Origin of the sequence: Colwellia demingiae (assembly GCF_007954275.1) — a bacterium.
Classification (GTDB): domain Bacteria; phylum Pseudomonadota; class Gammaproteobacteria; order Enterobacterales; family Alteromonadaceae; genus Colwellia; species Colwellia demingiae.
Window position 1 is genome coordinate 121,311 of sequence record NZ_VOLT01000001.1, and the last position, 14,855, is coordinate 136,165.

The window sequence follows — 14,855 nt, forward strand, 5'->3', positions numbered from 1 at the left end:
GACTCAATATTAACAATAATTGTATAATAATTGTTTGTTTCGACAACAATTGCTATTTAAATGAACAATGCCGCAATTTATACTAAACAGATTAATTTATTGTTCGACTTAGCACTTGGGTAACGAGCTTAGAATAAGCAACAAACGTAAGCATAGTTATTACTTCATTCATTTTGTGATGCTATCAGTTTACTACTGAGCTTTAATAAGGAGATATTACTTAAGTAAACATAAAAGGCTTATATGCTGCGCTATTAATATTGAATAGAATACTATAACTTTTCTCTTCAACCAATACCTTCCTCTAAGTCTTTTAAGTCTCACTAAGTATTCAATAAATTAGTTCGATTAGTCTTAAACTATTTAGTAAAAGAATTTATTTAAAGGATAAATATGAAAACCTTAGTACTTGGCTCTACTTCTCCATTTCGGAAAACTATTTTAGAAAAACTCCAACTACCTTTTTACTGTGCAAAACCTAATATTGATGAAACTGAAAAAAAAGATGAATCTCCCCAAGCTTTAGTTGAACGCCTCGCCATAGAAAAGGCAAAAGCGGTTAGTTCAGAATACCCAAACGCTTTAATTATAGGATCAGATCAAGTAGCAGTATGCGAAGAAGAGATTTTAGGTAAGCCTCATAATTTTGACAATGCTGTTGTTCAGTTAAGTAAGTTTAGTGGCAAAAGTATTACTTTCTATACAGGTCTATGTGTTTATGACAGTGAAAAGGATAAAACCATTGCTTTAGTTGAACCTTTTACCGTGCATTTCAATCAACTGAGCCAAAAAGATATAGCGAATTATCTTAATGCTGAACAGCCTTATAATTGTGCTGGAAGTTTTAAAAGTGAAGGCTTAGGTATTTGCTTATTTAGCAAACTTGAAGGTGATGATCCAAATACCTTAATAGGGTTACCTTTGATCAAGCTCGTGGAGCTATTAAAGCAACATGGTATTGATGTACTAGCTGAGCAAGGAAAACTGGCTTTTTGATAGAGTCAAAGAGGTAAGTAACATAAAGTGCTACTTACCTCTTTTATAAATGCTAAAGCACTATCCGTGTTCTACTACTGGTAATAATAATTGTTGTAACTCGATAAGGGAGTCAACAATGGCTACTGGCTGATAACCGTTTAATATCTCACGGTCATGCACGCCTAAGGTAATACCTATTCTATCAATACCCGCCGCTTGAGCCATTTGCATATCATGATTAGTGTCTCCAATCATAACCGCTTGCCCTGGTTCAACGCTCAGCTCTGCTAATAAGCTCAATAGCATCTGTGGGTCTGGTTTAGAAAGAGCCTCATCTGCACAGCGTGACGCATGAAAAAAATGTTCCGTTTGGGTAGCCGAAAAGACACGTTGTAAACCTTCACGACCTTTACCTGTTGCTACCGCTAATAACCTATTATTATCGTTAAGTGCTTTTAATAACGAAAGAGCATCTTCAAATAATGGTGCGGGAGTATCATCACCTTCAACATATTGAAATTTATATTGCTCAATCAATGCTGTCGTTTGGCTTTGAGAGGCCCCAGGGAATAAGATATCAAGTGCTTTAGGTAAACTTAGACCAATGATATCTTTTACACACTTAGCTGTAGGTATACTTAACTGACAATGATCGGCCGCTGCTTGCATTGAAGAGACGATACGAGCAATTGAATCCATCAAAGTACCGTCCCAATCAAAGATAACTAATTTGTACATCGTCATATGGATTACTCTTTAACTAACTTAGATAATAATTTCTCTAAGCTAGCTTCAAGTGGGGCTTCAATCTTTAATCGCTGCTCCGTATTTGGATGAGTAAATTCAATACTAGCTGCATGCAAGAAAAGGCGTTTCAAACCTTTACTTTTCATTTGCTCATCAAACTCCTCATGTCCATATTTTGCATCCATAGCAATGGAGTGACCACTCGTTTGACAGTGAACACGTATTTGATGTGTCCTTCCTGTTACAGGAAACGCTCTCACTAACGTTGCACCACGATAGCGTTCCAACACTCTAAAACGTGTTTCAGACTCTTTACCTAGTTGATTATCAACAACAACAACTCGTTCGCCTGATTTCAAATCATTCTTCTTTAGTGCATCAGTAACTCGAGTTAACTTGGTCGGCCAATGACCTTTCACTAACGCATGATAAAATTTTTGTACATTTTTATCACGAAACTGTTCATGCAAATGGCGCAAGGTTGAACGTTTTTTAGCAACCATTAAGCAACCAGAGGTATCTCTGTCTAATCTATGGACGAGTTCTAACATTCTCGCTTCTGGTCTTAACGCACGCAGTGCTTCAATCAATCCAAAACTTAAACCGCTACCACCATGCACAGCCATACCTGATGGTTTATTGATAACAATTAATCGCTCATCTTCAAAAAGAATTTGTTTTTCTAGATTAGCAACGATGTGTAATCCCGTTGATACTGCATCCTTTTCTTCTGAAACTCTAATGGGAGCAATACGTACTTCATCATCAATTGTTAATTTATAGACAGGTTTTATCCGCTTTTTATTAACTCTTATCTCGCCTTTACGCATTAAACGATAAAGGTGACTTTTAGGAACTCCTTTAAGTGTTCTTAATAAAAAATTATCAATACGCTGCCCTGCATCCTCACTATCTATGGTTATAAAACGCACTTTTGGCTTTTCAGGCTCAGGAGCGACTTTCTCTTGAATGGGCTTTTCAGGCGTAATTTTTTTTTGCTGGATCTTTTTTACAGCTGAGTGATGTTTTGTGTTTAATTTAATTTTAGGCACGTGATTGGCTTTTTGAGTCTTAGTTTCTTTCATGGCTGCAGTTTAACACACTTTATTTAGCTAATAATGCAATTAACTCCCTTTTTTGTTGGCTAAACACCAAGGATAGTGGGATAATAAAAGGGTTATTAGTTGATATTTAACGCTAACAGCGTATTAAGCAGCCATATGAAAGAATCATACAAGGCTAATCAACGTAACAATTTTAACCTTAGAAGCTTTAAAGAGAGACGTAAGAGGCAAACTGCGGCCACATCCATATGCGAAACTTCCTTTTGATAACTGCACCTATGACGCGTTAACAAAATAGAAAAAAGACATATTGATAGTACGGCCTATTGCATTAATTGACACAGTAAATTATCACCTTTTTGATAATTTACCCGTTGTAGATTGTCAACGAAGCATAAACAGTTTTAACACTTTGATTTTAATTTGTTATTAGCCCAGCACCATAAAGCAATTATTATAAAATAATACCGGAGCAAATGCGCTGGTATTTTGCACAGCACACAAGCTGAGCACATAAAGAAATATATTAGCACTGCCTATCTAAATAAAAGGCGGTGATATAAAAAACAATCAGAATTTATAACAGCTTAACCTGGTTTTATGACAGGTTAACCCTGACAACCGTGAGGTTGACAAATTGCTGTTACCAGAAAAACAGATTGCTTTGTGTCCTAAGCAAATGGTGTGTTGTGACTAAAAATGAGTCCGACAAACTATGAAACGTATGTTAATTAACGCTACCCAATCAGAAGAATTGCGCGTAGCACTAGTAGATGGCCAAAAACTTTACGATTTAGATATTGAAAGTCCAGGTCACGAACAAAAAAAATCTAATATCTATAAAGCTAAAATCACACGTATTGAGCCTTCTCTAGAAGCTGCTTTTGTTGATTATGGTGCCGATCGCCATGGTTTCTTACCAATGAAAGAAATCGCACGTGAATATTTCCCTAAAGGCTATACATTCCAAGGCCGTCCTAATATTAAGGAAGTATTACACGAAGGCCAAGAGGTTATCGTTCAGATAGATAAAGAAGAACGTGGCCAAAAAGGCGCAGCCTTAACGACCTTTATTAGTCTTGCTGGAAGTTATTTAGTATTAATGCCAAACAACCCTCGTGCTGGTGGTATTTCACGTCGTATTGAAGGTGATGAACGCACTGAGTTGAAAACTTCGTTGAGTAAACTAGATTTACCTAAAGGCATGGGCTTAATTGTCAGAACTGCTGGTGTAGGTAAAGATTACGAAGAATTAAAATGGGATCTAAGTGTCCTTTTACATCACTGGCAAGCAATTAGTGATGCTGGAAAAAGTCGCCCTGCTCCTTTCTTGATACATCAAGAGACAAATCTAATATTACGTGCTATTCGTGACTATTTACGTCGTGATATTGGTGAAGTATTAATTGATCGTCCTAAAACGTTTGAAAGTGTTAAAAAGCACATTGAAGTCGTTCGTCCTGACTTCTTAAATAAGATTAAGCTTTATACTAGTGATGTTCCTTTATTTACGCATTACCAAATTGAAACTCAAATAGAAACAGCATTTCAACGTGAAGTACGTTTGCCTTCTGGCGGCTCAATAGTTATTGACCCTACTGAAGCCATGACTTCTATTGATATTAACTCAGCGCGTGCAACTAAAGGTAGTGATATTGAAGAAACTGCTTTTAATACCAATTTAGAAGCTGCTGAAGAAATTGCTCGTCAACTACGTTTACGTGATTTAGGTGGCTTAGTTGTCATTGATTTTATCGATATGACACCTGTTCGTCATCAACGTGAAGTAGAAAACAGAATGCGTGATTCAGTTCACCAAGATAGAGCCCGTATTCAACTTGGTAAAATATCTCGTTTTGGTTTACTAGAGATGTCTCGCCAACGTTTACGCCCTTCAATTGGTGAAACAAGCCAAGGTGTATGTCCTCGTTGTAGTGGTACTGGCCATGTTCGTGGTGTTGAATCTTTAGCGCTATCTATATTACGTTTAATGGAAGAAGAAGCCATAAAGGACAATACGTTGCATGTACAAGCGCAAGTTCCTGTACCGGTTGCAACTTACTTATTAAATGAAAAACGCCGTTCAGTTATGCATGTTGAAAAACATCATAATGTGAGAGTTTTAATCATTCCTAATCCACATATGGATACTCCGCAGTACGAAGTACTACGTGTTAAGAATGATGAAACTGTCGTAGAAGCAAGTTATGAATTACCGGTAAAACAAGCTGAAATTGAAGAAGCTAAAATGCCTAAGTTTGATAAAGTTGCTGCTAAACGTGATGAACCTTTGATTCAAGGAATGACTTCACCAACACGTGCTCCTAAACCTGATGAAATACCAGTAATAACTGAAAAGACTACTGTATCAAAACAAACGAAACCTAATGGATTCTTTGCTTGGTTAAAGAGCCTTTTTGTTGCTGAAGAAGTGGTAGAGGAAGTTAAAGAAACAAGTACTAGCCAACAGCCTAAAAAGCCACAAGAAAGACGCGGAAACCAGCAAGCTAAACGTCGCAACAATCGTGGTAATAACCGTAACCGCAACGATCGTAATGGCGAAGAAGCTACTAACCGTCCGATTCAAAAAGAAAATGAATCAATAGATACCCGTCCAAGTCGCGATGAAGAAGTAAATAAACCTAAGAGACAGCCTCGTAAAAACAACAATGTTGATAAAGAAAAAGTTGTTAAAGAAGAGAAAAATACTGAGCGTCGTCAACGTAGAAACAATCGCAAAAAAATACGTATAACACCGGTAGAGACAGTAATAAAGACTACTGAAACATTGGCAGCCGTTGATACTACTGATGTTAATGTTACTAGTAATGAGCAGGTCAACACTCCTGTTGTAGAAGTTGTTGCGGCTAACGATGATAAACCACGTAACAGACGTTCTCCAAGACACTTAAGAGCAAATGGCCAACGTCGTCGTCGTAATAATGCTGAAAATGATTCTGAAGCGACACAACAAGACCAAGCATTGACTGCTGAAAATAAAACTACCGATGAATCAGTAGAGGCACGTTATCCTGCAACTGCTGTTACTGAAGAGTCTGTCAATGAACAACAAGAAGTAGCGGTTACTTCAACTGAAGAATTTGCTAAAGATGTAGTGGTTGAAAAAGTTGCAACTGCACCTGTTGAAGCTAAACCAGTTGAGACAGTTGTTGATGTGCCATTAAGTGACACAAAAGAGCTTGATATAGCTAAAACTGAAGAAGAAACTTCCACAGTAAATATTGCTGAGCAAGTGACTGAAGTTCAGCAAGAGTTGCCGTTAGAGCAAAAGGAAGACGTTGTTGTAACGACAGAAGAATCTCTTGAAGTAAAAGTGGATGTCGCCGCTTCAGTTGAAACTGTAGTAACAAGTCCAACAATTGAAACTGTTGAAACTGTTGAAACTGTTGAAACTGTTGAGCAAGTAACAGTGAATGATACTGCGCCGGTTGCTAAAAATATTGAAGCTGCTGACACTGTCATTGCAACGGAAGAAGATAAAATTGTTGCTCCTGTTAAGTCTGCTAAGAAAGCTGCTCCTGCAGCCAAGAAAGCTGCTCCTAAAGATAAAAAGTTAGCAAGACAAGTTAAAAAAGCTAACCGTCTATCTGGTCATGCAAAAGCACCAATGACCAAAACAGAAACAATCACCACTATTAAAGATATACCAACAAACTTTATGGCTGACAATGAACGACATGTTCATCAGTCATCAGGTAGAACGGCTATTATTGCTGATGTGGTAAACCGTAGTAGTGCGCAGGCAACTAAGCCATAGAAAAAAACGTACGTCAAACTTAGAAGCCAGTTATAAATATTATAACTGGCTTTTTTTTGTCTAAATTTTACGTTACTTGATAACGATTGTTGTTTGAGGTCAGGTTATTCAATTCATGTGAAAATCATATTAATTATCTTTGAAATCATAGCTTTATAACAGCGCATCTCCATTAAAAATTATTTACCTAATGATCAGGAAACGCGATACAAGGCTATAACTTATCATTAACAAAATAGCTTGACTGTTGCCTTAGGCTGGCGTTAAATGGTGGGTAGTTGAAAACTCGCTGTTAATAAATAAGATAGGTCGTTATCGTTACTTAATTTAATAGTGGCGTAATAGATTTCAAAGAGAGTAATAATTATTATGAAAAAATGGTTTTTTTCAGACAATGGTAAAGTAACAGGTCCTTTAGAGTTAAAAGAATCAAATGAATTAGTTTCAAAGAATCCTGACTTATATGCTTGGCATCCTTCATATACCCATTGGGTTCCAGTCAGTTGCATTGATGAGTTTGAAGTATCAATTACTCCCCCACCTCCTCCAATAGAGATCCCAAAACATCTAATTGATGGTTTAATTGGTGAAGAAAAAGAATTAATAACTACATTAGATCGTATTGATAAAACGATTAAAATCACTTCAGACTCTTTATATGAAATTGATGCCGAGTTAGATAATTATGGCAAAATTGCTCATAATTTAACGGAAGAAGTTAGAGCCGTGGTTAAAACAATTGAAGAGCAATATGCGGCATTACAGAAAAATCTAGCTAACGTAATTAAAACTGAATATTAATCACTACTCGTTGGTTACTTACCCGCTAAGTGGTTCATCATGTTAATTATATAAACTAAAGTTCACAGATAAGAGTATTTACGATGAAAAAATGGTTTTTTTCAAATAATGGCGAAGTAACTGCCCCATTAGACTTAGACGCGGCAAAAGATTATTTAGCGAGTAACCCAAATGTTTATGGCTGGCACCCTTCATTTACTCAATGGAAACCCGTCAATTGTATTAGTGAATTTGCCGATGTACTACCAGCTACAGTCCAGGCTCCCTTAATTCCAAAAGAAATTTCTGATAAATTTATAGCTAAAAAGCAACGCTTATTATCAAAATTGGCTTCAATTGACGATAGCATCAATCATAGTCAGTCATCTCTAGGTAAATTTGAAAAACAAATTGAAAGCTATAAAACCTTAACACAAAACTTAAATGATAATGTTAAGGATGCTATTGATAACATTGAGAAAAAACATAAAAGCTTAAATCGTAAGTTATCGCAAGTTAAAGATGCTGTTCATATTGCCGGTAAAGAAATGACTGAAGTTGTCGATGACTTTGATCAAAGAATGAGCTCTAATGACATCTTTATGCCTTCTTGTAAGCCTAGTGTACTAGTCATGCAAGACATCATCAGCACTAGTGAAAGTGAAGAAGCACAAATTAGTAAAGCTAAACTGGCTCAAGAAAAACTGGCAACACCGCATAAGCGTGTAGAAACAGAAGAAGCCAAAGATGAAAAATCAATTGAAAGTGAAAAGGCTATTCCTAAAGCAGATAAAAAAATAGCACCACCTGACGTTGATATACAATATGGCAATCGAATGACAGTCGACGTTGAACTTGGTAATAGAATGGCAAATGACAGTATTAACAGCATGAAAAACATGATGAAATCTGTCTTCAAAGGTGACCATAAAGTAGAGAAAGCCAAGAAACCTGAAAAAGTAGAAGTCAAAACAGTGGAAGTCAAAACAGTGGAAGTCAATAAAAGCAACGATCAACCATTATCAATGGCTGATCGTTTAAAAATGGCGCAAAACAACCACTAAAAACATAACTCTCATCTTTATAGGTAGTTCTTTAGTTACCAAAACAAAAAGGCCAGTCATTATTTTAATGACTGGCCTTTTTTATGCTTATTAACGAGCAATAAGTTACATTTTCAAATGATCTATTTTACATGCGCTAATGCTTGGTTAGCTAATTTGGTGATTTCAGACCAATTTTTGTTTTCAACAATGCTATTTGAAACTAACCATGAACCACCACAACAAACAACATTAGGTAGGGCTAAATAATCACGAACGTTATTTAAGTTTATGCCTCCTGTCGGACAAAAACGAATGTCAGGGAAAGGTCCACCAATTGATTTAATAGCATTAACGCCACCCGAAGCTTCGGCAGGGAAAAACTTCAAATGGTCATAACCATAATCTGCTCCGTCCATAAGCTCAGAAATAGAAGATATACCTGGAATTAACGCGATATTACCTTCATTACCCGCTTGTAATAAATCTTTTGTTAAACCTGGGCTGATAGCAAATTTAGCTCCCGCATCATAAGACTGTTGTAACTGCTGACGATTGGTAACTGTACCTGAGCCAACAATGGCTTCTGGTAACTCTTTTGCAATGGCACTGATCACATCGAGTGCTGCCGATGTACGTAAAGTAACTTCTAATACTTTAATACCCGCGGTCAATAGTGCTTCTGCAATCGGTAACGCTTCTTCAACGTTATTGATTACTAATACAGGAACAATAGGCCCCATGTTGAAAAGGTCCTTTGGCATAATTTGCCAATTTTTTGATACTGTCATAATTCCTCTTTATCTTCTTGGTGATACTTAACCTAAAGGGTAAATAGCCGCTGAATTCTTTATCTTATTAATTATAATAAGGAGTCAAGATGCGACTCCTTATTCGTTATCTGTTCTTATTGATTATGAGTCGAATAACGAACACGCACCTGTTTCAGCTGAACTCAAGTTACGACGCATAAAGCCAAATAGTTCACGGCCCATGCCTTCATGATGGCCATTTACTTGAAACTGAGCGACTTCACGAGCAGCTAATTCATTTTCATCAACTACTAGAGTAAGTTCACCCGTTTCGCCATCTAAGTTGATCATATCGCCACTTTTAACTTTAGCAATTAACCCACCATCAAGAGCTTCCGGGCATAAATGAATGGCTGCAGGCACCTTGCCTGAAGCGCCAGACATGCGTCCGTCAGTAACTAATGCGACTTTAAAGCCTTTATCTTGAAGTACGCCTAACAATGGCGTTAATTTGTGTAATTCAGGCATACCACGAGCTTTAGGGCCTTGGAATCTTACTACGGCAACAAAGTCTTTTTCTAGTTCCCCTGCATCAAATGCAGTTTGTAATTCATGTTGGTCCTCAAAAACAACAGCAGGTGCTTTAATTACAAAACTACCTTCTCGAAGTGACGACGTTTTAATAACAGAAACACCCAAATTCCCCTTCATCACACGTAAACCGCCATGAATACTGAATGGCTTAGCAACGGTAGCGATAATTTCATCATCAAGTGATTTCTCAACACAGTCGACCCACTTAAGTTCACCGTTCTCTAATACTGGGTTTTTAGTGTATCGAGTTAAACCACGGCCACAAATAGTTTCCACATCTTCGTAAACTAGTCCACCTTCAATAAGCTCACGGAACAATAACGCCATACCGCCTGCTTCTTGGAATTGGTTAATGTCTGCATGCCCATTAGGGTATATGCGTGTTAATAGTGGAACCTCTTCAGAAAGGTCATTAAAATCTTGGAAGTTAATAATAATGCCGGCCGCTTTGGCAAAAGCAATAATATGCATTGTTAGGTTAGTTGAACCGCCTGTCGCAAGTAACGCAACAATAGCATTAACAACCGAGCGTTCATCGACCATTTTGCCAATTGGCATATAGTTACCAGACTGCTGTGTTAAACGAGTAGCTTGACTGGCAGCTGCCTTTGTTAGTTCTTCGCGAAGTTGTGTATTTGGTGCAATAAATGAGGCACCAGGTAAATGTAAACCCATCACTTCAACCACTAACTGGTTGGAGTTTGCTGTGCCAAAGAAAGTACAAGTACCCGCAGAGTGATATGACGCTGACTCTGCTTCAAGCAATGCATCTTCATCTACTTCTCCCTCAGCATATTGTTGACGAACGCGTGCTTTTTCTTTATTTGGAAGGCCTGAAGGCATTGGGCCTGCAGGAATAAATACTGTTGGTAAGTGACCAAAAGTCATACTTGCAATTAATAAACCTGGGACAATTTTATCACAGATACCAAGCATTAATGCGCCATCAAACATGTTATGGGATAGGCCAATCGATGTTGACATCGCAATGACATCACGGCTCATCAGGCTTAAATCCATGCCTGGTTGACCTTGAGTTACACCATCACACATGGCAGGTACACCTGCAGCAACTTGTGCAACGCCACCGGCATCTTTAACTGCCGCTTTAATGATATCAGGATATGCTTGATAAGGTTGATGTGCACTGAGCATATCGTTGTAAGAGGTGACAATAGCGATATCTGAATGTTGTATGCCACGTAAAGACGTTTTATCTTCTTTACCACAAGCAGCAAAACCGTGGGCTAAGTTGCCACATGATAAGCCTGCACGATGAACAGTGTCTGATTTCGCGGCATCAATTTTTGCTAAATATTCAGCACGCGTTTTTGCACTACGTTTTATGATTCTGTCGGTAATATCTACTATTTGCTGTTTCATTTACTCTCTCAACTTATATACTTTTAATTTTATCTAATACTTAAACTTATTTGACAAGTGAGTTATGGTGCCCAAAAAATTTGAGTGTTTAAGTTAGGGTGTTGTAAAAATGCTCGAATAGGCATTTCAAACGGATCATCACCATTTAATGCTTGTGTTAATACCGTCTTCTTTCCTTCTCCACATGAGTGAAGAAAAATGTTCTTGCTAGTAATTAAACTGGCAAAAGTAAAACTGATACGCTGGTTTGGTGCTGTTTTAGGTTGAACCTTCATAAGCACAGCATCATTTTTCTTATCAAGACCAGAAGCAATTTCATCACTACATGGGAATAGCGAAGCCGTATGTCCGTCTTCTCCCATTCCTAGGATTAATACATCAAGCGGTAATAATGTTTTCCTTGCTGCCATGTTTAAGTCCGCAAGGGTTTCATCTGTTAACTCATCACCTTGCTTAAGGTGAAAAAACTTAGCCTTTTGTGCTTTGTTTTGAAGTAAATTTTCATGTACTAAACGGGTGTTGCTTGCCTCACTACCGATTGGAACCCAGCGTTCATCTGCCAAGGTAATAGTAACCTTTGACCAATCAATATCACTTTGCGATAGCACACTAAAGAAACCTTTAGGCGTTGAACCACCTGATACGGCAATACTTGCTTTACCATTTTCTATAATCGCTTTAGCTAAAATATCACTGACCACTTTTGCTAGTTCATTATCTAAATCGTTACGTGCGGTAAATTCCGTTAATTTATGCATAGTTACTCTACCCACTGGCGATCATCACGCGCAATTAAAGATATAGAGGAAACTGGTCCCCACGAACCTGCAGCATAAGGTTTAGGTGCTTCATTTGTTGTCTTCCAAGCTTCAATAATACTATCAGCCCATATCCAAGCAGCTTCAACTTCATCTCGACTCACAAATAATGATTGATTGCCATTTAACACTTCTAACATTAAGCGTTCATAAGCATCAACAACACGCTCATCGTTATAGGTATCAGAAAAACTTAAATCTAATTTATTTTCTTGAATACGCATCTGTGAAGCAATACCTGGTATTTTATTCATCATTTGTAACTCAACCCCTTCATCAGGTTGCAAACGGATAGTTAGTTTATTAGCGGGTAAATCGCTGTGGCTATCTTTAAAAATATTATGTGGCTGCTGCTTAAAGTGCACGACTATTTCACTATGCTTCTTCGGCATACGTTTGCCAGTACGAAGATAAAATGGTACGCCTTTCCAGCGCCAGTTATCTATCTCTGCTTTTATCGCAACAAATGTTTCGGTATTACTATTAGCGTTAGCACCTTCTTCATTTAAATATCCGGGTACTGAAACACCATTTAAGAAACCATCGCTATATTGTCCACGAATAACTTTATCTTTAATATTTTCTCTGTTGATTGCTTTTAATGCTTTAACGACTTTCAGCTTTTCTGCACGAACACTCTCAGCGCTTAAATCCGCGGGTGGCTCCATCGCCAAAAGAGATAATATTTGCAATAGGTGATTTTGTACCATATCGCGCAATTGTCCTGCTTCGTCATAAAAGCCCCAACGTCCTTCAATACCAACACTCTCTGCTACCGTTATTTGCACATGGTCAATGCTGTTACGATCCCAGTTATTAGTAAATAGCGAGTTGGCAAAGCGTAATACTAATAGGTTTAATACCGTTTCCTTACCTAAGTAATGATCTATGCGATAAGTTTGGTTTTCTATGAAGTATTCAGACACTTGATTATTGATTTCAATAGAAGATTCAAGTGAGTGACCAATAGGTTTCTCCATCACAACACGATCAGCATCGGTAATTAAGTTAGCGTGATCTAAACCTTTACAGATATCGCCATATAGAGCAGGAGGCGTTGAAAAATAGTAAACACGTGTATCGTTCCCATCTGCTAGTGCATCACTTAAGTTATTAAATGAATTGATCTCTTTAAAATCTAGTTCTTGATAAACCAATCGATTGATAAAACGTGCAAGCACCTCTTCATCTATTGTCTCTTTAACAAAAGTAGTTAAATTTTCTAAAACAATATTTTTAAATTCTTCAATATTATGCTTTGGTCTTGCCGCACCAACAATACGACTATCTTTATTGATTAAGCCACACACTTCTAATTGATATAATGCGGGTAGTAGCTTGCGGCGAGATAAGTCACCTAAAGCGCCAAAAATGACGATTTCACTTGCTGATTGACAATCTAAATTACTCATAGAGTTTCTCTTATATAAAATTTATTGCTTTAATTTTGCTCATACTCGTTACCAATCAATATAAATGTTTCAGAGTACTTGAACTATTTCGCGCCACGGTGCTGTAATGAAATAATGGTTACTTCATTATAAGTCATAGCAGCAGTGAAGTGATTTTAATTCCTACTGAAATTCAGCACTTTGAATGATAACGGGTAAATGTCTTTACTCATCCGTCAAACACATGAGCTATCAGTTAAAAATAGTTGTAACTAAACTACATATAACCCTAATTTAGCGCTTGTTTAGACGACAGTAAAGAACTTTTTGTAATTTTACTACATAAATTAATCTTGTATTCAGTTTTAACCATCAAAGAGTTTTCTATGGATTATATACTGCAAAGTACCTATGACTGTACTGAACATAGTATTGTTGAGTGCTAAATGTTTACATAATCTGCCAATTTTTTATTATTCCAACTCTACATTATGAAATAAAATTTCATTTTTTCTGTTCCTTAAGCAGAAAATAAATTACAGTATAGTCAAAATAGCCTATTATTTGACGCAAGCTATCATTGAAATATCGTTATAACTTTAGATAAAGAAGATCTAGGATCAGGCCATAATGAATATATTAGAAAAGATCACTAACGAACTAGACATGCTCAGTAAATCTGAGCGCAAAGTAGCAGAAGTTATTTTAGCGTCACCAAATACCGTTATTCACTCAAGTATTGCGGCACTTGCCAAGCAAGCCAATATTAGTGAGCCAACCGTTAACCGTTTTTGCCGTCGATTAGACACCAAGGGTTACCCGGACTTTAAATTACATTTAGCACAAAGCTTAGCCAATGGTACGCCTTATGTTAATCGCCATGTAGATGAAAATGATACTGCCGATGAATATACCTCCAAGATATTTGAATCGACTATGGCCAGTCTTGAATTAGCACGTAAAAGTTTAGATGCTAATGATATAAATCGCTCTGTCGATGTATTAACCCAAGCCAATAAAATCTCATTTTTTGGTTTAGGGGCTTCTGCCATTGTGGCCCATGATGCTCAAAATAAGTTTTTTCGCTTCAATGTCCCTGTTGTTTATTTTGATGACATATTAATGCAACGTATGAGTGCTATAAATAGTCGCCAAGGGGATGTAGTTGTCGTTATCTCACATACTGGACGTACAAAGTCACTTGTTGAAGTTGCTAGTTTAGCGAAAGAAAACGATGCCACTGTAATAGGGATTACCACCACTGATACTCCACTAGCTAAAGAATGTAGCATAGTGCTTTCGGTTGATGTGAGTGAAGATACTGATTTATATATGCCAATGTCGTCACGCATTGCACAATTAGCTTTAATTGATGTTTTAGCGACAGGCTTCACTCTACGTCGCGGTAGCAAATTTAGAGACAACCTGAAAAAAGTAAAAGATAGTTTAAGGAGTTCACGCTTCGAGAGAAAAGATTAATGATTAGTCGCTAATGTTTGAAACTGTATTTCAATCATTATTAACACT

At 37.2% G+C, this 14,855-nt stretch carries 11 protein-coding genes; 5 read left to right on the forward strand and 6 right to left on the reverse strand.

Translation table 11 applies throughout. The features are described 5' to 3' along the window. Positions 1-393: 393 nt before the first annotated feature. A complete protein-coding gene (locus ESZ36_RS00545; protein WP_146782059.1) occupies positions 394-996 on the forward strand; it encodes a Maf family protein in 603 nt (200 codons plus the stop codon). A 60-nt stretch (positions 997-1,056) separates the two neighbouring features. Here ESZ36_RS00545 and ESZ36_RS00550 read toward each other — a convergent pair whose 3' ends face one another. Next, positions 1,057-1,722 (reverse strand): HAD-IA family hydrolase, encoded by a 666-nt coding sequence (locus ESZ36_RS00550; protein WP_146782062.1) that lies wholly within the window; start codon positions 1,720-1,722, stop codon positions 1,057-1,059. 5 nt (positions 1,723-1,727) lie between these two features. Then, the gene (gene rluC, locus ESZ36_RS00555) at positions 1,728-2,810 is read right to left on the reverse strand and encodes a 23S rRNA pseudouridine(955/2504/2580) synthase RluC (RefSeq protein WP_246128936.1); all 1,083 of its coding nucleotides are present in this window, start codon (positions 2,808-2,810) and stop codon (positions 1,728-1,730) included. A gap of 694 nt (positions 2,811-3,504) precedes the next feature. On the opposite strand from rluC, the gene rne reads away from it, so the two are divergent. The 3 genes from rne (at position 3,505) to ESZ36_RS00570 (ending at position 8,411) form a co-directional block, all read left to right on the forward strand. Continuing rightward, positions 3,505-6,567, forward strand: a complete 3,063-nt coding sequence (rne, locus tag ESZ36_RS00560; protein WP_146782065.1) for a ribonuclease E — start codon at positions 3,505-3,507, stop codon at positions 6,565-6,567. Between the two features lie 369 nt (positions 6,568-6,936). Beyond that, the gene (locus ESZ36_RS00565; RefSeq protein ID WP_146782068.1) at positions 6,937-7,368 is read left to right on the forward strand and encodes a DUF4339 domain-containing protein; all 432 of its coding nucleotides are present in this window, start codon (positions 6,937-6,939) and stop codon (positions 7,366-7,368) included. A gap of 83 nt (positions 7,369-7,451) precedes the next feature. Then, positions 7,452-8,411 carry a DUF4339 domain-containing protein gene (locus tag ESZ36_RS00570; protein WP_146782071.1) on the forward strand — a complete coding sequence of 320 codons (960 nt, stop codon included), beginning with the start codon at positions 7,452-7,454 and terminating at the stop codon, positions 8,409-8,411. A 122-nt stretch (positions 8,412-8,533) separates the two neighbouring features. On the opposite strand, the gene ESZ36_RS00575 is transcribed toward ESZ36_RS00570, so the two are convergent. The 4 genes from ESZ36_RS00575 to zwf all read right to left on the reverse strand — a co-directional run bounded on the left by ESZ36_RS00575 (position 8,534) and on the right by zwf (position 13,349). After that, positions 8,534-9,181 (reverse strand): bifunctional 4-hydroxy-2-oxoglutarate aldolase/2-dehydro-3-deoxy-phosphogluconate aldolase, encoded by a 648-nt coding sequence (locus ESZ36_RS00575; protein WP_146782074.1) that lies wholly within the window; start codon positions 9,179-9,181, stop codon positions 8,534-8,536. 123 nt (positions 9,182-9,304) lie between these two features. Continuing rightward, on the reverse strand, positions 9,305-11,119 hold the full coding sequence (gene edd, locus ESZ36_RS00580) for a phosphogluconate dehydratase (protein WP_146782077.1): 1,815 nt from the start codon (positions 11,117-11,119) through the stop codon (positions 9,305-9,307). Between the two features lie 62 nt (positions 11,120-11,181). Next, positions 11,182-11,877 carry a 6-phosphogluconolactonase gene (pgl, locus tag ESZ36_RS00585; RefSeq protein WP_146782080.1) on the reverse strand — a complete coding sequence of 232 codons (696 nt, stop codon included), beginning with the start codon at positions 11,875-11,877 and terminating at the stop codon, positions 11,182-11,184. A 2-nt stretch (positions 11,878-11,879) separates the two neighbouring features. Beyond that, positions 11,880-13,349, reverse strand: coding sequence for a glucose-6-phosphate dehydrogenase (gene zwf / locus ESZ36_RS00590; RefSeq protein WP_146782083.1), 1,470 nt, complete (start codon positions 13,347-13,349; stop codon positions 11,880-11,882). 609 nt (positions 13,350-13,958) lie between these two features. Here zwf and ESZ36_RS00595 point away from each other — a divergent pair. After that, on the forward strand, positions 13,959-14,807 hold the full coding sequence (locus ESZ36_RS00595; protein WP_011043094.1) for a MurR/RpiR family transcriptional regulator: 849 nt from the start codon (positions 13,959-13,961) through the stop codon (positions 14,805-14,807). Positions 14,808-14,855 lie beyond the last annotated feature (48 nt).